A 25174-nucleotide genomic window follows, 5' to 3' on the forward strand; every position below is an offset into this window, starting at 1 on the left:
CTTAAAAAATACTTATTTTTGTTTTGAGTTAAATAAGTGATTCATCTAAAATCAGAACTTATTAGTTAAGTAGTATCCAAAACCGAATTGTAATGCAAAGTACTAAGATCAAAACTACCTGTTCCTATTGCGGTGTTGGCTGCGGAATAATCGTGACTAACGATGCTAAAAATGGTGTAATGGTCGAAGGCGACAAAGATCATCCCGTTAATAAAGGAATGTTATGTTCTAAGGGAATGAATTTGCACTACGTAGTTAACGATACATCGGATAGAATTTTATATCCTGAAATGCGCGGAAGTAAAAATTATCCGCTAGAACGCGTGAGTTGGGAAACGGCGCTTGATCGCGCTGCGGCAGTTTTTTCTTCTATAATAAAGAAACATGGACCTGACAGCGTTGGATTTTACATTTCGGGACAATGTTTAACCGAAGAATATTACTTAGTCAATAAATTGGTAAAAGGTTTTCTGAAAACCAATAATATCGATACCAATTCGAGACTTTGCATGAGCTCTGCCGTTGTTGGTTACAAAAAGACTTTTGGAGAAGATTCTGTTCCAATTGCTTACGATGATATTGAATTGGCGGACACTTTTTTAATTACGGGTGCAAATCCCGCTTGGTGCCACCCTATTCTTTTCAGACGACTTGAAAAACACAAAGAGAAAAATCCAAGAATTAAAGTAATTTGTATCGATCCTAGACGAACTGATACAGCAGCTTTTGCCGATTTGCATTTGCAGATTATTCCCGGTTCGGACATTATTTTATATCATGCGATTGCCAGACGAATTATCGAAAAAGGTCATGTAGATCATGATTTTGTAAAAAATAACGCGGAGAATTTCAAACAATATAAAGATTTAGTTTTAGGAACTTCTTTAGAAAAAGCTTCAAAACTATGCGGAATTCCAGTAAATGACATTAAACTTGCCGCTGATATTATCGGAAAAGCCAAAGGTTTTATCTCGCTTTGGGCAATGGGCTTAAATCAAAGTGCGGTTGGTGTTGACAAAAATACCGCTTTACTAAACTTATCTTTATTAACGGGGCAAGTTGGAAAACCAGGTTCTGGGCCTTTTTCATTAACAGGACAGCCCAACGCAATGGGCGGACGCGAAGTTGGCGGAATGGCAACGCTTTTAGCCGCACACAAAGACATCGCAAATCCAACACATCGCAAAGAAGTCGCCGATTTTTGGGGCGTTGACGAAATTTCAGATAAACCGGGTTTAACGGCAACAGAAATGTTTGAAGCTTTGGAATCAGGTAAAATGAAAGCCGTTTGGATTATTTGTACTAATCCGTTGGTGAGTTTGCCAGATTCTCGAAGAGCCGAGAAAGCACTTCAAAATGCTAAATTTGTTGTTGTTCAAGATATTTCTCATAATGCCGATACAGCCAAATTTGCCGATTTAGTATTGCCTGCGGCGGGATGGCTTGAAAAAGAAGGAACGATGACCAATTCTGAGCGTCGTATTTCTTATTTACCAAAAGGAATCAATGCGCCAGGCGAAGCACTTCCAGATATTGAAATTCTGATTCGTTTTGCTAAGAAAATGAATTTTAACGGATTCAATTTTAACAGTGCAGAAGAAATTTATAAAGAACATTGTGCGCTGACAAAAAATACCAATATTGACATTTCATTTTTAAATTATCATCGCCTAAAAACCGAAGGAACTTTTCAGTGGCCAGTTCCAGATTATGGACATCCCGGAACTCCTCGCCTTTTTACAGATAAAAAATTCTATACTCCTTCTGGAAAAGCAATTTTTAACTTACCTGTTTCAATCGAAAACACTTCGGTTCAGCCAAATGCCGAATTTCCTTTTATTTTAACAACGGGAAGAATTCGCGATCAATGGCATACGATGACAAAAACAGGAAAAGTTTCGAGATTATTAACGCATATTCCGAGTCCAGTTTTAGAAATAAATCCAATTGATGCTTTTAAAAATGATATTAAAAACGGTGATATTGTTACTGTAACAAGTAAAAATGGAGAAGTTAGAGTAAAAGCAAAAGTTACCGATTCAATCAAAGAAAAAGTGGTTTTTCTGCCGATGCATTGGGGAAAACAACTTGAAAATGATTTAAATAGAACCAATAATTTAACCAATACTGTTGTCGATCCAGTTTCAAAAGAACCTGATTTTAAGTTCACAACTGTTTCAATTTCTAAATATATAAAACCATTTCAGAAAATTGCAATTGTTGGCGCGGGTGCAGCTTCATTTCGATTCATTCAAAATTATAGAGAATTCAATACAACAGATGAAATAATTGTTTTTTCGAATGAAGTAAATCCGTTTTACAATCGTGTTTTGCTTCCAGAATATATGACGGGTGAATTTACGTGGGAACAGCTTTTAAAAGTGAGAGACGGCGAAGCTTTTAACAAATTAAAAATTACGATGAAAGCTGGCGTTGCGATTGAAAAATTAGACGCAACAAATAAAACTATTTTAGACAGTCAAGGCGAAAATCATACTTTCGATTCTTTAATTCTGGCAACAGGAAGCCGACCTTTTGTTCCCGAAAATGCACAACTTCATCTTCCTGGCCGTTTTACCGTTCGAAGAAAAGAAGATGCCGATCGTTTGAAAAAACACTTAGATAGCACTAATCTTCCGCCAGAAGAACAACATGTTGTAATAATTGGTGGCGGATTATTAGGTTTAGAATTGGCTGCTGCTTTAAAACATAAAAAAGTAAAAACTACGATTATTCAAAGAGCTTCACGTTTAATGGAACGCCAGCTAGATCGAATTTCTAGCAAATTATTGGCAGAAGAAGTTCAGCTTCGCGACATTCAGATTTATTTTGATAATGAAGTCAGTACGGTTTTTGAAACTGATAATCCTAATGAAATTGAAATTGCTTTAAAAAGCGGAAAAATCATAACGGCAAATGCCATTGTATATACAATTGGAACTATTCCGAATATAGAAATTGCAAGAGAAAGCGGTCTTTTATGCGGTCGCGGTGTAAAAGTTAATCAGTATTTACAAACTTCAAATCCTGATATTTTTGCTATTGGAGAAATTGCCGAATTCAACAATAAGTTATTCGGAATTACTTCGGCAGCGGAAGAACAAGCTGATATTTTGGCGAATTTCCTAGCGGGCGATATCAGCAGTTATTACAAAGGTTCGATTTTAATGAATATTCTAAAATTAGAAGATATAAATCTTTGCAGTATTGGCGATCTCACAATTCCAGAAAATGATGATTCTTATGAAGAAATTGTTTTTACCGATTTGAAAAAACGTTATTACAAAAAGTGCATCGTAAAAGACGATCTTTTAGTTGGTGCAATTTTAATGGGTGATAAAAACGAATTTGCTGAATTTAAAACGATGATTGAAAGCAAAATCGAATTATCAGACAAACGAAATACTCTTTTAAGAGGAAGTTCAAACACAAAACCAGTTTTAGGAAAATTGGTTTGTTCGTGCAGTCAAGTTGGAGCAGGAAATATAGAAGAAACCATTAAAAGCGGTGTAAATGATTTCACCGAATTATGCAAAAACACAGGCGCAGGTTTAGGTTGCGGAAGTTGTAAAACAGAAGTCAAAGAGATTCTTGCAAAATGTAAATAGGCTCTTTTAGCTACTTTACTTTGAGCATAAATTTTAACGCAAAGAGCGCAAAGTTTTTTCGCAAAGTTTCGCAAAGTATATTTAAAAGGAGACAAAGCTCTCAAAGCTTTGAGAATAAATTTTAGTCAAGCTTTGTGAACTTAAAAAAAACAATTTCACACACAAATATAAACCTTAAAAAACTTTGCGAAAAAACTTTGCGCTCTTTGCGTTAAAATCAACACAACCCAAAAACCTGAAACAAAGAAAACCTGAAACCTGAAACAAAAAGAAAAATGGAACTAACAAGATTAATAGTAAAAGGAGGAGTTATTTCGCCAGGAGAATTACGAGAAGTGGTAAATATTGCTTTGGAGGAAGGTTTAGATTCCATTTCGTTTGGTTCTAGACAGGATATTATTTTTCCTCAAGGCTTTAAAACATTAGACAAAACCACTTTAGGAAAACATCATTTTGTTTATCCCGATCAAAAAAGCGGTAATAATATTGTTTCTTCTTATGTTTCTACAGATATTTTTAGAAATACAAACTGGCTTACCGGAAATCGTTTTTTATATGTATTAGAAGAATTTAAAGAACAGCCAAAATTAAAAGTCAATATAACTGATCCGAAACAGCAATTGGTTCCTTTGTTTACGGGACATTTGAACTTTATTGCTTCAGAACATGAAGATTATTGGTATTTATATATCCGTCTGCCTAAATGGGAAAAAATGGAAGTTTATCCTGTTTTAATTTACAGCTGGGATCTTGCAAAAATTTATTACGAAATCGAAAAAATCTCTGAAGAAGATATTTCTGCTGATATCGAATTGTTGTTTACTTTGGTTAGCGAAGCTTTAGACACTAATAACAGAACTATTGATAAACCGCTGAACATTCCATTTTATCCATTTCCATATTACGAAGGAATGAATAGAATGGGAATAGACCAATATTGGCTTGGATTATATTGGAGAAATAACCAGTACGATTTGGATTTTCTGAAAGAAATGTGCGATTTGTGTTTTGAATGTAAAATTGGGAAAATCTGCATTACGCCTTGGAAATCTTTCATTATAAAAGGAATTCCAAAAGACAGAAAACTCGAATGGGAAAAATTTCTTGGCAAAAGAGGAATCAACGTTCGTCATTCTTTACTAGAATTGAATTGGCATTTGCCAGTTGCAATGGAATGGGCTTTAAACCTGAAAACATTTCTAGTTCGTACTTTAGATCAATTTGATATTAGTACTTACGGATTGAATTTCGGAATTTCAGAATACAATCGCGATGGGCATTATTTCACTTCGATTATTATCGAAAAAAATGAACTTCCAGCCGCTTTAGAATCGATTAAAATCAGAGATACTTATAATGTTTTGTTTGCTAAAAATTTCGATCCGAATACGCGCGAATATATCGTACATTCTCAAGATATTGACAAACTGGAACTGCCGACTATTTTAATTGAATTGAGCAGAAAATATTTTGAAGAATTAGGAAACACAACTACCGAAACCACAGAAAATCAGCAAAAAAAAGAAAAACCTCAATTAGACATTTATCAATGTCAGGAATGTTTAACACTTTACAATTCAGAATACGGTGATGAAACGCAGGGAATTCCGAAAGGTATTTTATTTGAAAATCTTCCAGAAACTTATTGCTGTTCTTTATGCGAAGCTCCAAAAAGCAATTTTATAGTTTTAGAACTTGTCAAACAATAAAATTATAGTAGTAAAAGCTTAACACTTATGTATTTAAAAATTATGTATATTTAGCTTAGCTAAGAAACAACGATAAATCATTATACCACAGATATTATTTATTTTCTTAGAATCAAGCTATTTTACTCAACAAAAAAATACAGTTATGATAAAACGAAATTCAAGTACTCCTGCTGTAAATAATACTGATATTCCAGCAGAAACAGCTGTAGAGACCACTACAGAAGTGCAACCAGAAGCAAAAGCAACAGTAAAAAGAACCACAAGAACTGCTGTAAAAACACCAGCTTCAAAAACAACGGCCACTAAAACAACACCAACAAAAACAGCCGCAGCAAAAACATCAACGACAAGAACAGCGGCAGCAAAAGCACCAACGGCAACAGTTAAACCTGCAGCAAAAACACCTGTAACAGCTGCTTCAAAAAGTGCTCCTAGAGCTACGGTAAAAAAAGCAAGCACAACACCGGCAAAAAAAGAACCAATTGTTTCTGAAATTGTAGAAATTCAGACAAATGATATTCCAGTGCCTTTTGAAGAAAATAAACCTGTTTTGACTATTGAAAAAATTGGCAAAAAAAACGATATAAAATCAAAACTAAAAGCAAAATTAAAAGCTAAAAAAGAGAAGGAAAAGAAAAGAGAAAAAGCGATAAAAGCTGTTATTAAAAAATTAGAAAAAGCGAAGAAAGCAAAACTAAAAGCAGCCGAAAAGAAAAAGGAAAAAGCTAAAAAGGCAAAAGAAAAAGCCAAAGCTAAAAAAGCTGCTGAAAAGAAAGCAAAAGCTTCAAAAAAGGCAAAAGCTAAAAAGAAAAAATAATATATAAGAAAGGTTTGACGAAAGTTGAACCTTTTTTTATTAATCAATTTTAACTATTCGCAAACTTTGTCAAAGTTTAAAACTTTGACAAAGTTATCTCGAAACTATTATCCCCCAATCGCAATCATACTACGATTATCAAAATGTTTTTTCGGATCATCCATTTCAGAAACACTTACCATTCCTGCACGAACTTTCTTTTTATTTTTAATCGCATTTGAAATCAAATCAGTAATAGATTCTCCATTTCTGAAAGGCGTCAGCAGATCAGTTTCTGCGTTAGAGAAAAGACAGTTTTTTATTTTTCCGTTGGCCGTCAAGCGGATGCGGTTGCAACTGTCGCAAAACGGATTTGTAATAGAACTTATGATTCCGAAATTTCCTTGAAAATTGTTTATTTTATAAGTTCTGGCTGTGAAGTTTTTTTCGTCTTCTAATTTTTTTATTTCGTTTGAAGAAAAACTGTTTTCAACCAAAGATAAAATCTCATTTTGAGAAACCATTTTGCTTCTATCCCACTTATTTCCGGCAAAAGGCATAAACTCAATAAATCGAACAGAAATAGGAAGAAACTGAGTCAGTTTTACAAAATCAACAATTTCATTATCATTAAAACCTTTCATTAAAACGACATTTACTTTTACTTCAAAATCATTATTTAAAAGCAAATGAAGATTATTAATAACTTTATCAAACTGATTTCTAAGCGTTATCGAATTAAATTTTGATGAAACCAGAGTATCTAAACTCAAATTGATCTTTTTAATTTTAAACTGTTTTAAAACCTCAATGTGACGATCAATTAAAATTCCGTTTGTTGTTATAGAAAGGGAAACTTCTAAATCGGATAATTTGGAAACAATTTCTGGAAAATCTTTTCTCAAAAGAGGTTCACCGCCCGTTAATCTAATTTTATCAACACCATTTTTTACGAAAGTCTGGGCAATTGCAAAAATCTCGTCGGCAGTCATTAAACTGGCTTTTGGAGAAAGCGCAATTCCATCAGCCGGCATGCAGTACGTACAACGTAGATTGCATTTTTCCAGCAAAGAAATGCGCAGATAATTATGCTTGCGCCCAAAACCATCCGTTAAAATAGTGTTAGAGGCTGTCATGGTTTTTTCCTTTTAAAATATGAAAAACGTGCAACAAATGCGGAAAAACAGCATCCATAGATTCTCTTGCGCCGTTTGTTGAGCCTGGCAAAGCCAATACAACTGTTTTGCCTAAAGTTCCTGCAACAGTTCTTGACAACATTGCATAAGGCATTCTCTGCTGTCCATAATTTCGAATAGCTTCTTCTATTCCTGGAATCCTGCTTTCTAATAATGGCGCTAAAGCTTCTGGCGTAACATCTCTTGGAGACAAACCTGTTCCGCCTGTAAAAATAACTAGCTGATTTTCTTCAGCGAAAGCTTTTGTTTTTTCTTGAATAATATTTAATTCATCTGGAATGATTTCGTAGTGAGAAGTTTCAACTCCGTATGAATCTAATTTTTCTACAATAACTTTTCCAGATCGATCTTCTTTATCTCCCGCAAAAATCGAATCGGAACAAACGAAAACTGCCGCTTTAATTATGTTAGGAAATTTATTTTTAAAAGATGATTTTCCGCCTTCTTTGTTGATTAATTTGATTGTTGAAATTTCAATTTCCTTATCAATCGGTTTCAACATATCGTACATTGTCAATGCAACGATTGATGCGCCGTGCATAGCTTCAACCTCAACTCCAGTTTTGTAAACGGTTTTTACTTTAAAAATGATATGAATTTCTAAACCCTCAATATTATATTCAACAGCAGTATATTCAATAGGAAGCGGATGACAGTCTGGAATTGATAAATGCGTGTTTTTTACAGCAAACAATCCGGCAGTTTTTGCCATTTCAAATACGTTTCCTTTTGGCACTAAATTGTTGACAACGGCATCAATTGTTTCTTGTTTGCTAACTTTTACAATTGCAGTTGCGGTTGCGACTCTTAAAGTGCTTATTTTATGGGTAATATCTACCATTTTATTTTTTAACTATTTTGTTTCCAAGTGAATGTATCGTTCTCAAACATTTCTTTACCAAAAATTGGCACATCGGTTTTAATCCAGTTTACAATAGCTTCTGTTGCTTCATAAACTTGCTTGCGTCGCGTTGCCGAAACAAAAACGAACAAACAGATTTCGCCCGCTTTTACAACGCCTAAACTGTGGTAAATATGCATGCAGATTAAATCGAATTTGGCAAAAGCTTTTTCTCGAATGCTATACAACGCTTCATTTGCCATGTCTGTATAAGCCGAATAATCAATTGCTACGACAGTGTTATCGTGAATAACATCGGCGCGAACTTGCCCTAAAAAGATGTTGTGCGCTCCAATTGTATGTTTCGATTGATGTTTGGCAATCGATTCGGCTATAAATTCAGGAGAAATTGGTCCTTCTACAAATACATTTTTACTCATTTTTTTGTTTTATTACAAGAACTTTAAAAGCCATTCATCAAGCTTTTCAATTCTTTTGTTCTGCTAATTGTTAGTTGCATTCTACAATCTGCGTACATTTTATTTGCTATAACTCCACCCATTCCTTCGGGATAAGATTTAAATTTACAATTTGAATCTCGAAACTTTATCCAATCTTTTTGAGCAACAACTAAAGTTGTTTGATCTTTTGTTCCTAATTTCTTTTTCAGCTGATTATAAACTTTATTCAATTCTTTATCAGCTTTATCATAAGCTTCATAAAGTTCTGTTTCGCCAGTTGCATCGACGTGCTGTTGAGAAAAAGCAAATTGATTAAAACAGAAGAACAAAAACAATCCGAACAATATTTTTTTCATAACATTACATTTAAACAATAGTTTTTTCTTGTAAAATTTGTTTCATCGCCAAAGCGCCTCCAGTAATACTTTTTATATTTTTAAATTGATGTTTATGAAGTAATTCTACTGCGATTTTACTTCGAATTCCAGATTGGCAGAAAATGTAAATCGTTTGGTTTTTATTCAGTTTTTCTAACTTATTTTCCAAATGCATTAACGGAATCTGAATTCGATTTTTTAGATTGATTTTAGGCGATTCGTCAATATTTCTAACATCTAAAAAAAGAACCTCATCATTTTCAATTTCATTTAAAACCGAATCAAAATTTATTTCTTGAACCTGATTTTCATCTGAATTATATTTCCGTTCAAAATCTTCATTTGTTATCTGAAGATTAGAAGTCTTTTCGAAATCATATTTCTGTTGTTCGTTGTTCAGAATGTTGTAAACCAATATCTTTCCATTTAAAACTTCACCGATTTCTAGAATCATTTTTATGACTTCGTTAGCTTGAAGCATTCCAATAATTCCTACTGTAATTCCTAATACGCCAGCATCTTCGCAGTTTAAAGCATTTTGATTTTCATCTGGATATAAACATCTATATGTTGGTCCGTTTTGGCAATTAAAAACCGAAACTTGTCCTTGAAATCTAAAAATAGAACCGTAAACCATAGGTTTGCTGGTTAACAAACAAGCATCATTTATTAAATATTTAATCGAAATACTGTCTGTTGCATCAACAATTATGTCATATTTTTCGAATAATGCAATCGCATTTTTTCCAGATAATCTTTCTGTAAAGGCTATTACTTTAATATCAGGATTCAATTCTGAAATCATGATTTTAGCTTGTTCAGCTTTTGATTTTCCAACGGCTGAAGTTTTGTAAATTACCTGACGATGTAGATTCGAAATTTCAATAATATCATGATCTATAATTCCGATTTCGCCGACTCCAGCCGAGGCTAAATATGGTAAAATTGCTGCGCCCAAACCTCCTGCACCAATTACCAAAACTTTTGATTTTGCTAATTTACGCTGGCCTTCCTCTCCTATTTCTGGAAGAATAAGTTGTCTGTTATATCGGTTTGATGAACTCATAATTATGTTTATCCTCCTGCAAATGGCGGTAATAATGCTACAATATCAGTTGTCTGTAAAGTGTATTCTGCTGTTTTTGAAACTATTTTTTGATTTACAGCAACGCTAAAAGTCAGGGATTCGAACTCATATTTTTCATTCAAATCCTTCAATAGTTTTTGCAATGATAATTCTTCAGAAAAAGATAATTTTTCGAATTCACATTTCGTTTTTTCAGCGACAGCTCCAAAATATTTTACCTCAATCATTATTATAAATTTAAGTTCTGGAAAATAAATTCGTCTTCAAAGTGTTCTTGAAAATACGAAATCCAGCTCGATGTATTTCTCACCACTTCGCCAATAACAATAATTGCTGGCGATGATATGCTTTTTTCAGCAACCAATTTAGTAATTGTATTGATAGTTCCAATTACTTTTTGTTCTGAATTTTTTGTACCGTTTTGGATAATCGCGACTGGCAGATCGTCATTTCTGTTTTGCTGATAAATCGAAATGATTTCGTCTAATTTATGCATTCCCATTAAAACAACTACAGTAGCTGCCGATTTTGAAGCCAGTTGAATGTCTTTTGATAATTTGTGTTCAGAAGTTGTTCCAGTAATTACCCAAAAACTTTCGGCAACTTTACGTTGTGTCAAACTAATTCCAACGGAAGCAGGAACTCCTAAAGCCGAAGAAATTCCGGGAACAATTGCGGTTTCAATTCCAAAATCTTCTGCAAATTCAATTTCTTCGCTTCCTCTTCCAAAAACAAAAGGATCGCCGCCTTTTAAACGAACAACATGCCCATATTTTTTTGCCATCGAAACAATCAAATCGTTAATCTGATCTTGTGTGTAAGCGTGACAGCCTAAACGTTTTCCAACAAAAACAATTTCAGCATTTGATGCATATTCTAGCAATTCTTCATTTACTAATGCATCGTACAAAACTACATCGGCACTTTTTAAAGCTTTAATTGCTTTTAAGGTAATCAATTCAATATCACCAGGACCAGCGCCTACAATCGTCAATTTTGGGGTTTTTAAATTTCGCATAGTCTTTAAATTAAATTGATATTCAGATCGTTTAATTCATCAGCCGAATTAATATTGGTTAAATGAAAGTTTTCGCTTTCTTCTATATTTATAATTTGATGTGGTAATTTTGCCAACAAATCCATCATTTTCAATTCGTTCGCTTCAATTGCTTCTTTAATTGTCGGGACAATACTTTTAGAATAAATCCCGATTAATGGATGTGTTTTACTCTCTGAAGCAAAAACTGTAATTTCAGCTTCTTTTGTATGTTTTGAAATTAATTCCTGTAATAATTCTGTTGAAATTAACGGAATATCGCAACTTAAGATTAGATTGAACTCGGTTTCAGAATGTGACAAAGCGGTATAAATTCCACCAAGCGGACCTTTATCTAAAACCAAATCTGGAATTTTTTCATACTCCAAATAATCGTATTCTTTTGATGCCGTAATCAATTTTATTTGATCTGTAATCGGTAAAATTGCCTGAATAATATGTTCTATAAATGGTTTTTCCTGAAACAAAACCAATCCTTTTTCTGATTTCATTCTGGAACTTTTTCCTCCACAAAGAATAAATACCGTAAGTGTTTCCATGGTTTTGTTTTTTGTTGTTTTTGTTTCAGGTTTAAAGCTTCAAGCTAACATCTATATGTTTTCATTTATACACTGCTTTTCATCGATTACCTTAAACTTTTTCCTCTTTTCACTCTAATCTATCGGCAATAATGTTACTAATTGTCCTTTTTTATATTCCTGAATATCTTCTGGAACAATAAGCAAACCATTTCCAACGGCAAAAGTATTTAGCATTGCTGAACTTTGTCCGTCGAGAATAGTGACTTTTGTTTCGTCGTATTTTGCTTTTAAGAATAATGTTTTTCCTGTACTATTTTTAATCTCCGAATTTAATTTACGTACTACTTTTGTTTTATGAATGTTCGAAAATCCTAATTTGTTTTTAATAGCGGGCGAAACATAAATGTAAAAATTCGTTAGCGATGAAGCTGGATTTCCTGGTAATGCAAAAACCAACGTTTCATTTTTAGAACCAAAAAACATTGGTTTTCCAGGCCTCTGATTGATTTTATAAAACAATTCCTGAACACCGTTTTGCAATAAAGCTTCTTTTACAAAATCATAATCGCCAACTGAAATTCCGCCAGAAATTAAAACAACATCATATTTTTTTAAAATAGCTTTAAGCGCACTTTTTGTGGCTTTCAAATTATCTTTTACTCTGTAAACTTTCGTTTTTTTGATTCCGATAGTTTTCAGAGCTGCTTCTAGCATAACCGAATTACTTTCGAAAATCTTTCCTTTTTTTAGTTTTTTTCCGGGCTGTACTAATTCGTTTCCAGTTACTAAAATGGCTACTTTCGGCTTTTTGTAAACCTCAACTTCCGTGATTCCTAAACAAGCTAAAAATCCAATTGCTGCGGGTGTGATTAAAGTATTGGCTTCAAAAACTATATCGTCTTTCGCAATTTGTTCTCCTTTTTGGCGAACGTTTGAAAGTTTTTCAGGCATTGTAGCAATCAAAATCGAATCTTTGTTTGCCATTACATGTTCCTGCATCACGACTGTATCTGCATTATCGGGAACAAAAGCACCTGTAAATATTCGAATTGCTTCGTTTGACTTTAATTTTATGTTTGAATGATCTCCTGCCTGCAAAGTCCCAGCAATATCATATTGATGTCGAATACTATACATAAAGGCATATCCGTCCATTGCAGACTGTCGAAACGGCGGCATGTTGATTGGCGAAATTACTTTTTTTGCCAAAACATATCCTAACGCCTTGCTAACCGAAATTAATTTGGTTGGCATTTTTGTGCTATTAGCTTCAATAATCGCTATGGCTTCTTCTACTTTAATCATTAGGCTATTTTTTACAAGCAAAAAAATACTTATCACAAATATAAGTATTTTTACTTAGTTCAATCAATTAAGTACATTTTTTTTTAAAATATAAATTTAGCTTAATTCTTTTACATAGATTTATAAAAACTCAAATAGCTTTAAAAGTGAAAGTAGTTCTGCTTATTTATTTCTAAAATTACCTTTTGGAAGATAATACAACCAAGCAAATCCAATAAAAAATAAGATTGAAGAAGCTATAAATGCAGGAATTAAAATTTCTTTGTTATTCTCTAATGCATTATTCAAAGAAGCATATAAAAGCCAGATTTGAATACTTACATTTAAAATCAAAATAAAAATAAGTGTCGAAAGTATATTGTTCAGCTTATTAGGGTTAGCGCGATTCTGGCTTCGTCTAAAAGTACTCATATCTCTAAATTTAAATTATACAATCTAGCTGTCTTTTTTCTCAATCATTGCTTTTACAAAAACAGCATTTTCTTTAAAAACTACTTCTAATTGTGGTAAAGCTCGCGGTGGCGGTCCGGCAATAACATCTCCAGTCGAAGCGTCAAATGAACCTTCGTGACACGGACAATGTATAATTCCAGTTCCTGGTTTGTAATATACTGAACAAGAAAGGTGTGTACATTTTTGTTCGTAAGCTCTAAATTCTCCGCTTTCTAAGTGAATTAATATATATGGAATTGTACTTCCTTCTAAAACAAAACCTCTTGTTCCTCCAACTGGAACATCTTCCTTATTGCAGATAAAATGCTCACCTTGTACTTCTTCTTTTGGTAATAAAAAAGCTTTTGCAGTTACGAATCCGCTTCCAACCATTAATCCACCAGAAACAAAAGTCAGGAATTTAGCAAAATCGCGTCGGCTGACCTGAGTTGATTCCTGTTTTTTTATGGGGAAATCTTTTTTCCAGTTTTGATTTAAATTATCTTCTTTTGACATGATTCTGGTTTAATAAATTCTTAATTCTGTACTTCCTTTTGGCATCATAATATTGACTTTTGTTTTGACTTTTTCCTGTCCAAAAATGAAGTTATTAATTGGTGTACTGTTTGGTCTCATTTCTTCGATTTGTTCTCTCGTTCCGTAAAATAATGCACCACTTGGACAAACTGTTGCGCACATTGGTTTTTTACCGACACTTGTTCTGTCATAACACATTGTACATTTCATCATCAAATCGTATTCTTCGACTTTTTTAGGCACACCAAAAGGACAAGCCATAACGCAGTTGGAGCATCCTATACATCTTTCTGTATTTGCGGTATGCACTACGCCAAATTCGTCTTGCGAAATAGCATCCGCGGGGCAAACATTCGCACAAACCGGATCTTCACAATGCATACAAACCTGAACGGTTGTTTGAATTGTCGACGAGCGATCTACATAATTTACGCTTATTAAGGTTTGCTGGCCGTTGGTTTCACATTCGGCACAAGCCATTTCGCAGGCTTTACAGCCAATACAGCGTTGCATATCTACAAAAAATTCTTCGTTTGTATTAAAATTGGTCAAATTCATAACTTCACTTTTTATAGATTAAACACTTGCATACGCTTCAGATTCTTTTGCTGGCGGCGCTATTTTTCCTTGCGGATCTAATAAGCAGGCGCAGACTTTAAATTCTGGAATTTTAGAAATTGGATCTAAAGTTCCTGGCGTCAATTGATTCGCTGATTTATGTCCGGGCCAGTGATAAGGAATAAAAACGGTATCTTTTCTAATCGTTTCTACAATATTAGCAGGGAATATTCCTTCTCCTCTTCGGGTTACAACTCTCACTAATTCTCTTTGTTTGATGCCGTATTGCGCTGCTAATTCTGGATGAATTTCTAACATTGGTTCTGGAAACTGATCTACCAATTTTCCTATTCGGCGTGTTTGCGTTCCGCTTAAATATTGTGAAACGACACGGCCTGTTGTTAATGTTATTGGATATTCTTCATCGGTAACTTCGCCCGGAAGTTTATACGGTGCGGGATTAAAATGCGCCTTCCCATCTGGCGTTTTAAACTTTTTATCTTCCCAAAGTCTTGGTGTTCCCGGATGATCTTCGGTTGGACAAGGCCAAAAAACCCCCATTTTATCTTCTACTTTTTTATACGTAATTCCGAAATAATCAGCTGTTCCACCTTTTGATGCTACACGCAATTCATTGAAGATTTCTTCGCTGTTATTGTATGTGAATTTATCTTCTTCACCTAATCTTTTGGCTATTTCTAATAAAATTGAAGTATCAGTTCTGGCTTCTCCCGGAGGCGTAACGGCTTGCCTGATTCGGATTACTCTTCCTTCTGCAGAAGTTGTTGTTCCTTCTTCTTCTTCTTGTAAAGATCCTGCTAAAACAATATCGGCATGTCTTGCAGTTTCATTCAAGAAGAAATCGATACAAACGTAAAATTCTAATTTTTCAAGAGCCGAACGCACATAATTATTGTTTGGAAGTGAAACCAACGGATTGAAACAAATCGATATTAATCCTTTGATTTCATCTCTGTGAATGGCTTCTATAATTTCATAAGCCGTAAGTCCTTTTCCCGGTAAATCTTTTTCATCAATTCCCCAAACTTCAGATATATATTTTCTGTGTTCTGGATTTTCAATATCTCTGTTTCCGGGTAATTGATCACATTTATGTCCATGTTCTCTTCCGCCTTGACCATTTCCTTGTCCGGTAATTGTTCCGTAACCACAATATGGTCTTCCTATTCTTCCTGTTGCTAAAACCAAATTAATACAGCCTAAAACATTATCAACACCTTTTGAGTGATGTTCGATTCCACGTGCGTGAAGTAAAAAGCTTGTTTTGGCTTTTCCCCACAATTCGGCGGCGGCTTTTATTTTTTCTTTGTCAATTCCAGTAACTTCTTCTGCCCATTCTAAAGTATAATCTTTAACGGCATCTATAGTTTCCTGAAATCCTGATGTATGATTATCAATAAAATCATGATCGAGCATATCGTGATCTACTAAATATTTCAGCATTGCACCATATAAGGCAGAATCTGTTCCGGGTTTTACATCTAAGTGAATATCGGCAGTTCTGGCAAGCGGAATCATTCTAGGATCGATTACAATTAATTTTGCCCCACGATCTCTAGCTTTCCAAATCCAATGCGTTAAGGTTGGGAAAGTTTCACTAATGTTTGCTCCTGTAACAATGATAACTTCGGCATATTCTAAGTCCGAATAATTGTTGGAAGCGCGGTCTAAACCAAATGCTTTTTTATTTCCTGCTCCTGCGCTTACCATACAAAGTCTTCCGTTGTAATCAAGGTTTCTTGTTTTTAGAGCGACACGGGCAAATTTTCCAACTAAATAACTTTTTTCGTTGGTTAATGAAACTCCAGATAACATTGAAAATGCATGTTTTCCGTATTTTTCTTGAATTCTTTTTATTTCAGAAATGGTTTTATCCATTGCATCATCCCATGAAATTTTTTCAAATCCTTTTCCTTCTACTCTTTGTATTGGGTGCAAAAGTCGATCTGGGTGATTATTTTGAAGATATCTTTGAACTCCTTTTGGACACAAACGTCCTTCGTTAAACGGAAATTCCATCCACGGTTCAAAACCTACTACTTTATTTTCTTTTACCAATAACTGAATTCCGCATTGCATTCCGCAAAAGCAACAATGTGTTTTTACAACGTCATCTGGTTCATCTCGTCCGTTGTAACCATCTACAGGTGCATAGTTAAGATGTGGTCCAAATGCTTCAATTATTTTTTCAGTTGATACAGGTAGTTTTGCCATGTTTTTTTGTTTTTTTTGTTTCAAGTTTCAGGTTTCAAGTTTCACGTTCTGTGCAGAACTTGAAACTTGAAACCTAAAACTTGAAACTATTTTTTATTATCCAAATAAATTTCCGCCTTCTAGTCTGGCTTTTAAATGTGCTTGTGCTAAACGAGATCTTTTCCCTTCTGGGCTTAAATCAAGGTGAGAAGTTCCGTCTTCGTGGGTAAAATCAAAACCAAGTTCTTTGGTTACAATTTTTAGATCGTCGATATGGAGTTTTGTAGCAAATTCTTCTCCGGTATGCGGACAAACTGCCATTCCTTTTTTAATTCCTTCTTGTTTATAAATATGTGCTCCAATTTGTGCGGGACGCTGAATGATATGAAAGAATTTCCCAAACGGAATCCAAATCAAAAACATGATTACAGTTACAGCATGAATTACAGCAAGGAAATCATATGCAAATCCTTTCATAAATTGATAGGAATATGTTAAACATAAACCTGTTACAGAAATTGCTATTAACAAAATCAACGGTAATAAATCGCCTTCAAAAGTCTGCGTTGCAATTAATCCAGGATTGGTTAATCTTCTTCGCAAATAATAAACAGAACCAATTATTACTAACCATGAAGACCAGTTTAAAGCATGAAAAATCAGAAATGCCAAAAATGAATTTATCTGAAAATCCATCATTTTAAATCCGAAGAAATGTGCTTCGTAAATGGATATTGAATTTGGCGCAAGCGTAAAATGAATCCATCCAAATGTAAGCGGAATTGTTATTGCAAAAGCTGACAAACAACCTAATGCAATACAAAAATGAGCAAACCAGCGCCATTTACTTCTTGGGTAAATAAACTTTTGAACCACAATATTCTGAGCAGTTTCTTTTCCTAAAAACCATAAATGCGAGAATATTTTTCCGGTAAAAAGAAATTTTAAACTTCTCTTGAAGTACATCCATGTTGGAGGTCTTTGCAACCAAACTGTATAGCGATAAACGATTCCGAAGAAAGCAAATACAGTTCCGAATAAATAAGTGACTAGTGCAGCATCAAAATTTTGTAATTTTCTGGAACCATAAAAAACGAGCACAATAGTCAATATTGAAACTAAAGTTGCAACAAGTAAAGCTTTGGTATTAAACGTTTTATTTTTCATCTTTAATAAAATTAAATGATTACTTATTTAACTCGGTTTTTCACAATTCTTACGATTGTAAAACCACCAATTGATACCTGTAGCTAATATAGTGAAAATAGCAACACCAATAAAGAATTGATTTACAGTACCATTAGAAGAAATATTATTTCCAATTAATTTAGAAAAGATAAAAGGTCCAAAAGCTGCAATTGCTGCTGTCCATCCAATTACCCCAGCTGCTTGGCGCGGATTTTCTTTAAATATTATTGGATATTGTCTAAATGTTCCTGCATTTCCAATTCCAGTAAAAAAGAACATTGCTAAAATTACGGTTACAAAAAGAGGAAATTGTTCCATGCTTGTGGGTGCAACTAATCCGTGGGTTATCAGTATTATTGCTCCGGCTAAAATTCCTAAACCTGTAATGGTTGTTAGGATTGCTCCTCCAACTTTATCAGCCACAAATCCAAAAGCAATTCGGCTGGCAGAACCTAATAATGGTCCGTAGAATGCATATACTAAAGGATCTGGCGCATTTGGAAAATCTCCGTAAAGGAATTTAATCATTAAAGGAAAAGCGGCAGATAAACCAGCAAAAGTTCCAAATGTCATTACATATGTAATGGTGCAATACCAAGTATGTTTATTCGAAAAAATATCCATTTGTTCTTTTACAGAAGCCATCATTGGAATGCTTCTTAAATAAAACCAACTTAAAATTGCCATAATAATTAAAAATGGAACATACCAAAATGCTGCAGACTGCAAGTAAATTTCCGACTTTTTAACAGCTGTATTTTCAGGATTAATGTTGTCTAATATTTTTTCGGCCAATTTCGGATTTGCATTTGCAATCGCTTTTGCTTTAGCTTTTATTGGTAATGCATTAAAAATAACAACATTATCTATCGAATTTATTGCGTTACTTACCGAATCGATGACATTTGTCTTTACGTTAGAAAGTATTTTAGTCTGAACTTCAGCATCAAAAGTGGCAAAAACTTCTTTTTGTTTTTCTAAACTTGAAGTTTGTAAAAGAGCTAACGTTTCTTTAGGATCAACACTTGTAAAACTTGAAGCAGCGCCATAAATTCCGACACTAATTATCAGAGGCGTAACAAATTGAGCAATAGAAACTCCAAAGTTTCCAATTCCAGCTTGTAGTCCTAAAGCTGTTCCTTTTAATCTTTGAGGAAAAAACAAGCTTGTGCTTGGCATATAAGAAGAGAAATCTCCTCCTCCAAAACCTGTTGTAAAAGCCAAAACTGCAAAAACCCAAAATGGTGTATTGACATTCATAATGGCAAAACCAATCCCGATTACTGGAATTAATTTAATTAATGTCGCAAAAGATACTATATGACGTGTGCCAAAAATGGGTAACAAAAAAGTATGTACAATTCTCAAAAATCCAGCTGCAAGCCCAGGAATAGCTGTTAACCAAAACAGCTGATCTTTAGAAAAATTAAATCCTAATCCTGGCAATTTAACTGCAATGACACTCATCATAAACCAAGAAGCGAATGATAATGTTAAGGTAATTGTTGTGATGGTTAATGTCCTCCATGCAATTTTACTTCCGCCAGAATTCCAAAACGCTTCATCTTCCGGATCCCATTTGTCTAACCAAGTTTTCATATGTTTATTTTTTAATGATTGCTTTCTATGTCTCTTGTAAAGTTTGGTAATTTAGTTCTGGTTGCATTTATAATTGTTCTGTGCATCCATAGAAGACATAGAACAGAAACTACGAAAATAAATATCCAGGAACTTGTCCATAATCCAGTATAATTGAGAAGATATCCGAAGATTATTGGACCTAAAAATCCTCCCAAACCGCCTATTAAACCAACCATTCCGCCTACAACTCCTACTTCATTCGGGAAATATTCTGGAATATGTTTGTAAACAGCGGCCTTACCAATTCCCCATGAAATTCCGATAAGGATTACCAAAACCAGATATACCCAGAGATTTGCACTAAAATTTATTTGCGTCACTCCCTGCGCTAATAATTCTTTCTTTTTGACTTCTTGATTTTGTTTGACTATAATTTCCTGCCAAGATGTTTTTACCGGAAAAACGGATTGCCTGTTTATTTCCGAATCTTTCTTTACTTCTATTTGATGTATTTTTCCGTTTACGATTACTTTATCTGCGGTTATTTCTGTTACAACGCCATTGTTGACTGCCATAACTCCTGGACCTGCAGTAAAAATTTCCATTTTTGGAAACATCAATAAAAAGCTTATCACAATTGAAGAGCCTAAAACCCAATACATTACTTTTCTAGCTCCGAATTTATCTGAAAGATATCCGCCAAAAGCTCTGATGACTCCAGAAGGCAAACTAAACATTGTGGCAAACATTCCGCCCATTACTAAAGTTGTACCGTAAACATTCATGAAATTGGGAAGAAGCCATTGCGAATAGGCAACGAAAAAACCGAAAACTAAAAAGTAATACGTTCCAAAACGCCAAACTCTTGTTTTTTTGAGTGGGGATAATAATTCTGTTATGTTTTTTGAAACACCTTGATTGGTTTTATTTTTAGCAAAAACAATAAAAAGTATTCCAATAACTACAAGAACAACAGCATAAATAACTGGGAGCATTTTCCAACCATTTACAGGATCTTTTTCTGAAAGATTATTTAGTAAAGTTGGCGCAATAAAAGTAGTAATTGCCGCACCAGCATTTCCCATTCCGAAAATTCCTAAAGCTCTACCCTGCCATTCTTTTGGATACCAAACAGATGTATAGCCAATTCCAACTGCAAAACTGGTTCCTACTAATCCGAAGAAAAAGCTTAAAACTGCGAAACTCCAGAAGGAATCAGCAAAGGGCAGTAAAAAAAGTGGAATGGAACATAGCAAAAGTAAAGTTGAAAAAATTATTTTCCCACCATATTTATCCGTTAAAATTCCGATTGGAAGCCTAAAAATAGAACCCGAAAGAATTGGAATTCCTAATAACCAGCCAGTTTCAATAACCGTAAAATTTATAATTCCTTTATCTGCCAAAAAAGTTACTAAAACACCATTTAATGTCCAGCATGCAAAACATACTGTAAAAGCTAGTGTATTTAAAAATAAGATACGGTGTGATTGAGAGAGGTTATTCATATTAAAATTTTAAATATTATTGAAATAAGCTGCACTTCAATAATGCAACAAAATTAAAACCTTAAATACTTACAAAATATGACATATATCATATTAAAGACAAATTAGTCTTCAACATAAAAACCGATCTAAAATACAATATATTAACTAATTACAACAAAAACAAATACCTTTTTTTTAAATAAAGCGCGATATTTATAAACGTTCTATTGTAAGAATTTTAAAATTACTAAGCGCAACTAAAATTAGTTTTGATTTTCTTGAATTTAAATCTGCATTTGACAGACTAAAAGTTTGATTACTTTCTGTTTATGAGATGCTTTTTCTCTAATCTTGACGTTTTTCTGCTTGTTTTTAAATTTTAGAAGAATTTAAAAACCAAAAAATTAAGTATAAAATACTACATTTTAAATGCTTAATTATTATTTTTCTTAACATTTGTTTGAATTTTAAATTCTTTAAAAACCCTTTAAAAACAAGGCTTTACGTAAAAAATATTTTTAAATAAATTGCTAGGAGTGAATATTTTTCAAAAAAAACTTTACAAACTTTTGGTTTTTATTATATAAAATTTAACTTTGTCTATAGGATTAGTAGAGTTTAAATAATGTTTCAAACATAAAAATTATTATTGTGAAAACGACAGAAAGCATATCGCATTACATTCTTCCTAAAATATACACTTATAACACTTTCTGTTATATGTGTATCTGTTGTTAAAAACCTACATTTAGTTATGTGCTTTTTATTGTTTATTTCAAAAGCAGATTTCTTAAAAATTCACCACCGAAAATATTTATTGAGTTTATACAAAAATCATTCAAATGCATTTTTAATGCCCGCGATTGATTCTTGAAACCATACCTATATTTCAAAATTAAAATAACTAACAATTAAAAAAACTAAAATGAAAACAATGCAAACCTGTTGCTGTAAATAAAAAAAGCCATTTCTGCGGCAACAGAAATGGCGAGGCTTAAAGAACATTTATCACTAAATCAAGAACACTTTTAGAGTGCTGTATAAACAGTGCTCAGGGCGTCTTGTTAATTACTTAAAACCAATACAAAGAAATGAAAAAAAAGTTAAATATACACATACTGCTGTTTCTACTCTTCATAACGGCAGGCATACAAGCCCAAAATACTACCCCACTTATTCAGTCAAAATTGGATGGAACTGTGGTCGATGATGTTACAAATCAACCTATTATAGGTGCATCTGTAACTATTAAAGGAACAACTCACGGTGTTGTTACAGATGCTGAAGGAAAATTCTATTTTCAAACTGGACAGAAATTCCCTTATACCTTAATTGTAAGTTATATTGGTTACAAAAAAGCAGAAATTATTGTAGAAAAAAATCCAGTTATCATCAACTTAAAAGAAGAACGTCAAGAACTTGATGAGCTTGTTGTGGTAGGTTATGGAACTCAAAAAAGAAAAGATATTACAGGTTCTGTATCTTCTGTTCCAAAAGCTAATTTATCTCAAGTAACTTCTTCTGCTGATAATCTTTTAAGAGGTGCAGTTGCTGGGGTTGTAGTTACACAAAGTTCTGGGCGTCCGGGTGCTTCTTCAAGTGTACGTATTCGTGGAGGAAACTCAATTACAGCGGGTAACGAACCTCTTTATGTTGTTGACGGAATCTTAATTTATAACGATAATGCCAATAGTTCTGCGGGAGTTACATATGCAGGTGCAAGTGTAAACGTTTTGTCTACTATTAACCCAGCTGATATTGAATCTATTGAAGTTCTGAAAGATGCTTCTGCAACAGCAATTTATGGTTCTCGTGGTGCCAATGGAGTTGTTATTATTACAACTAAAAAAGGAACAAAAGGACAAGATAATATTTCGTATCAAGGTTACTTCGGGTTTCAAAATATTTCAAAGAAATTGAAATTAATGAATGCCAGTGAATGGGCAAGTTTACGAAATGATGTTCAGGCAAGTATCGGTCAAGCTCCTTCGTTTACAGCTGCACAAATAGAAGCTTTTAAAACTTCTGGAAATTACGATTGGCAATCTGCGGCTTTTAGAACTGCAGCACCTGTTCAAAGTCATAATTTATCTTTTTCTGGTGGCGACGAAAGATCAAGATATTCGGTTTCTGCGGGTTATTTTGATCAAGAAGGAATTGTTTTAGGTTCTGATTTTAAACGTATTTCGCTTCGCGCTAATTACGAAAGAAACTATTCTCAGAATTTCAAATTTGGAGTGAATGCCAATTACACTTATTCGCTTGCAAATGGAGTAGGAACTTCTGGAAGCGGAAGAACTCCAAACCCTTTGGTAGCTGCCGTTTTAACTGCGCCTGTCGTTCCTATAAAAAATGCTGACGGAAGTTATAATGTAACCAATAATCCGTACACGACTTCTGTAAATGGTTATGTGCCAAATCCGATTAATGATTTGGAGAATACAACTAATCAAACCAATTTAAATAGAATACTAACAAGTTTATTTGGCGAATATAAAATCACTAAAAAACTGACTGCAAAAGTTGCAGTAAGCGGCGACGTTTTAAATACAAAACAAAATTATTATGCGCCTGCAAACACAACTACTGGTGCAGGAACAAAAGGTTTAGCTTCTGTTGGGGATAGATTGGTAGGTTCTGTTTTGAATGAAAATACATTAAACTATAATACAAATTTTGGAGAAAATCATAAGTTTTCTGCTTTAGGAGGTTACACGCTTCAATATACAAAAGGTGAAGTGGTAAATGCAGGAGCAAACACTTTTGTAAACGATGCTAATACTTACAACGCGCTTCAAGATGGTGTCGCTGTAAAACCTTATAGTGAAGCTTACGAAAGTGTATTGAAATCTTGGCTGGCAAGAGTAAATTATTCTTATAAAGGAAAATACAATTTTACCCTTTCAGGTCGTGCCGATGGATCTTCAAGATTTGGTTCAGAATCACTTTGGGGTTATTTCCCGTCTGCTGGTTTTTCTTGGAACATTACAGATGAAGAATTTGCAAACAATATTAAAGGTGTTACCGAAGCTAAACTTAGAATTACCGCTGGAACAACAGGAAATCAAGAAATTGGAAATTATCTTTCTCTAGCTTCAATGGGTTCTGTAAATTATTCTTTTGGAGGAACATTATACACTGGTATCGCTCCTACCCGACTGGCAAATCCAGATTTGAAATGGGAAAAAACAGATCAATATAATATTGGTTTAGATTTATCATTACTTGACAGAAAAATCAATTTTGTTTTTGATGTGTACTACAAAAAAACAAAAGATTTGTTAATCAGCGTTCCAGTTCCGTTGAGTTCTGGTTATGCAACTGTTCTTCAAAATATTGGTGGAGTTGAAAATAAAGGTTTTGAAGTTGGATTAATAACCGAAAACTTGAAAACAGAAAATTTTGCATGGAATTCTAATCTAGTATTTTCTTTAAATAGAAATAAAGTTACGGAAATCGGAAATGGTGTAAACGAGTTTTTTCCTGTAGTTCCAAACGGTTCTTTATTACAGCAACAACCTGTTATTGTAAAAGTTGGTCTGCCTTTAGGAACTTTCTGGGGGTATAGAACAAACGGAATTTTCCAGACTCAGGAAGAAGTAAATACTCAGCCAAAAATTAACAGTTTGGCAAATACTAAAGTTGGAGACAGAAAATATGTAGATGCAAATGGCGATGGTGTTATCAATGCTTTGGATAAAGGAAACTTAGGAACTTCTCAGCCAAAATTTGTTGGAAGTTTCAGCAACACCATTTCATACAATGATTTTGATTTAAATTTCTCTTTCCAAGGATCTTATGGCGGAAAAATATTCAACGCTTTAAATCAGCAATTAGAAATTTCTACTCTTGGAACTAACGCAGCGGCTACGTTGAATGATCGTTGGACTCCAACAAATCCAAGCAATGAAATTCCGAGAGCGACAAGTTCACCGTTAGGAATTGTTTCTGAAAGATATGTTGAAGATGCTTCTTTCTTAAGATTGAAATTAATAACTCTTGGCTACACATTACCAAAAAGCGTTTCTAAAAAACTGGGAACAAAAAGCGTAAAAGTGTATATCTCTGCTGAAAACTTAATTACATGGACAAAATACACTGGATATGATCCAGAGGTAAGTTCATACGAACAAAACAACTTATATCCGGGAATTGATTTTGGCTCTTATCCAAACTCAAAAACATTCATCTCGGGCTTGAACGTAACTTTCTAAGT

Annotated in this window: 20 protein-coding genes; 4 read left to right on the forward strand and 16 right to left on the reverse strand. The window is 33.7% G+C overall.

The genetic code is table 11. The features are described 5' to 3' along the window. Window positions 1-92: 92 nt before the first annotated feature. The 3 genes from NYQ10_RS19465 (at window position 93) to NYQ10_RS19475 (ending at window position 6137) form a co-directional block, all read left to right on the forward strand. Complete coding sequence (locus tag NYQ10_RS19465) at window positions 93-3608, forward strand: nitrate reductase (RefSeq protein WP_289877896.1); 3516 nt, start codon at window positions 93-95, stop codon at window positions 3606-3608. Between the two features lie 275 nt (window positions 3609-3883). Beyond that, window positions 3884-5317, forward strand: a complete 1434-nt coding sequence (locus tag NYQ10_RS19470; RefSeq protein ID WP_289877897.1) for a rubredoxin — start codon at window positions 3884-3886, stop codon at window positions 5315-5317. A gap of 145 nt (window positions 5318-5462) precedes the next feature. Next, on the forward strand, window positions 5463-6137 hold the full coding sequence (locus tag NYQ10_RS19475) for a hypothetical protein (protein ID WP_289877898.1): 675 nt from the start codon (window positions 5463-5465) through the stop codon (window positions 6135-6137). A 107-nt stretch (window positions 6138-6244) separates the two neighbouring features. On the opposite strand, the gene moaA is transcribed toward NYQ10_RS19475, so the two are convergent. From moaA to NYQ10_RS19555, 16 genes are all read right to left on the reverse strand, one after another. Beyond that, complete coding sequence (moaA, locus tag NYQ10_RS19480; protein ID WP_289877899.1) at window positions 6245-7252, reverse strand: GTP 3',8-cyclase MoaA; 1008 nt, start codon at window positions 7250-7252, stop codon at window positions 6245-6247. Continuing rightward, window positions 7239-8153, reverse strand: a complete 915-nt coding sequence (gene moaCB, locus NYQ10_RS19485; RefSeq protein ID WP_289877900.1) for a bifunctional molybdenum cofactor biosynthesis protein MoaC/MoaB — start codon at window positions 8151-8153, stop codon at window positions 7239-7241. The genes moaA and moaCB overlap by 14 nt, the downstream gene beginning before the upstream one ends. Before the next feature lie 8 nt (window positions 8154-8161). Next, window positions 8162-8593: a molybdenum cofactor biosynthesis protein MoaE gene (locus NYQ10_RS19490; protein ID WP_289877901.1), complete on the reverse strand. Its 432-nt coding sequence runs from the start codon at window positions 8591-8593 to the stop codon at window positions 8162-8164. Between the two features lie 23 nt (window positions 8594-8616). Next, the gene (locus NYQ10_RS19495) at window positions 8617-8970 is read right to left on the reverse strand and encodes a lysozyme inhibitor LprI family protein (protein WP_289877902.1); all 354 of its coding nucleotides are present in this window, start codon (window positions 8968-8970) and stop codon (window positions 8617-8619) included. Between the two features lie 10 nt (window positions 8971-8980). Continuing rightward, window positions 8981-10057: a HesA/MoeB/ThiF family protein gene (gene moeB, locus NYQ10_RS19500; protein ID WP_289877903.1), complete on the reverse strand. Its 1077-nt coding sequence runs from the start codon at window positions 10055-10057 to the stop codon at window positions 8981-8983. A gap of 8 nt (window positions 10058-10065) precedes the next feature. Then, a complete protein-coding gene (locus NYQ10_RS19505) occupies window positions 10066-10305 on the reverse strand; it encodes a MoaD/ThiS family protein (protein WP_289877905.1) in 240 nt (79 codons plus the stop codon). Between the two features lie 2 nt (window positions 10306-10307). Next, entirely contained in the window at window positions 10308-11096 is a 789-nt protein-coding gene (gene cobA, locus NYQ10_RS19510) for a uroporphyrinogen-III C-methyltransferase (protein WP_289877906.1), read from the reverse strand. A gap of 5 nt (window positions 11097-11101) precedes the next feature. Beyond that, on the reverse strand, window positions 11102-11674 hold the full coding sequence (locus NYQ10_RS19515) for a molybdenum cofactor guanylyltransferase (protein WP_289877907.1): 573 nt from the start codon (window positions 11672-11674) through the stop codon (window positions 11102-11104). A 114-nt stretch (window positions 11675-11788) separates the two neighbouring features. Further along, window positions 11789-12961, reverse strand: a complete 1173-nt coding sequence (locus tag NYQ10_RS19520) for a molybdopterin molybdotransferase MoeA (RefSeq protein WP_289877908.1) — start codon at window positions 12959-12961, stop codon at window positions 11789-11791. 162 nt (window positions 12962-13123) lie between these two features. Beyond that, a complete protein-coding gene (locus NYQ10_RS19525; RefSeq protein ID WP_276172886.1) occupies window positions 13124-13372 on the reverse strand; it encodes a DUF6755 family protein in 249 nt (82 codons plus the stop codon). 24 nt (window positions 13373-13396) lie between these two features. Beyond that, window positions 13397-13909 carry a Rieske (2Fe-2S) protein gene (locus NYQ10_RS19530; protein ID WP_229349941.1) on the reverse strand — a complete coding sequence of 171 codons (513 nt, stop codon included), beginning with the start codon at window positions 13907-13909 and terminating at the stop codon, window positions 13397-13399. Window positions 13910-13918: 9 nt separating this feature from the next. Beyond that, window positions 13919-14488 carry a 4Fe-4S dicluster domain-containing protein gene (locus tag NYQ10_RS19535; RefSeq protein ID WP_276172884.1) on the reverse strand — a complete coding sequence of 190 codons (570 nt, stop codon included), beginning with the start codon at window positions 14486-14488 and terminating at the stop codon, window positions 13919-13921. Window positions 14489-14506: 18 nt separating this feature from the next. Next, window positions 14507-16723, reverse strand: a complete 2217-nt coding sequence (locus tag NYQ10_RS19540) for a molybdopterin oxidoreductase family protein (protein WP_289877909.1) — start codon at window positions 16721-16723, stop codon at window positions 14507-14509. 96 nt (window positions 16724-16819) lie between these two features. Beyond that, window positions 16820-17869 carry an MFS transporter gene (locus NYQ10_RS19545; RefSeq protein WP_289877910.1) on the reverse strand — a complete coding sequence of 350 codons (1050 nt, stop codon included), beginning with the start codon at window positions 17867-17869 and terminating at the stop codon, window positions 16820-16822. A gap of 27 nt (window positions 17870-17896) precedes the next feature. After that, entirely contained in the window at window positions 17897-19489 is a 1593-nt protein-coding gene (locus NYQ10_RS19550; RefSeq protein ID WP_289877911.1) for a magnesium transporter MgtE N-terminal domain-containing protein, read from the reverse strand. An 11-nt stretch (window positions 19490-19500) separates the two neighbouring features. Further along, entirely contained in the window at window positions 19501-20976 is a 1476-nt protein-coding gene (locus tag NYQ10_RS19555; protein ID WP_289877912.1) for an MFS transporter, read from the reverse strand. A gap of 1073 nt (window positions 20977-22049) precedes the next feature. On the opposite strand from NYQ10_RS19555, the gene NYQ10_RS19560 reads away from it, so the two are divergent. Beyond that, a complete protein-coding gene (locus NYQ10_RS19560) occupies window positions 22050-25172 on the forward strand; it encodes a SusC/RagA family TonB-linked outer membrane protein (protein ID WP_289877913.1) in 3123 nt (1040 codons plus the stop codon). Window positions 25173-25174 lie beyond the last annotated feature (2 nt).

Origin of the sequence: Flavobacterium johnsoniae (genome assembly GCF_030388325.1) — a bacterium.
In the GTDB taxonomy this organism is placed as follows: Bacteria; Bacteroidota; Bacteroidia; order Flavobacteriales; family Flavobacteriaceae; genus Flavobacterium; species Flavobacterium johnsoniae_C.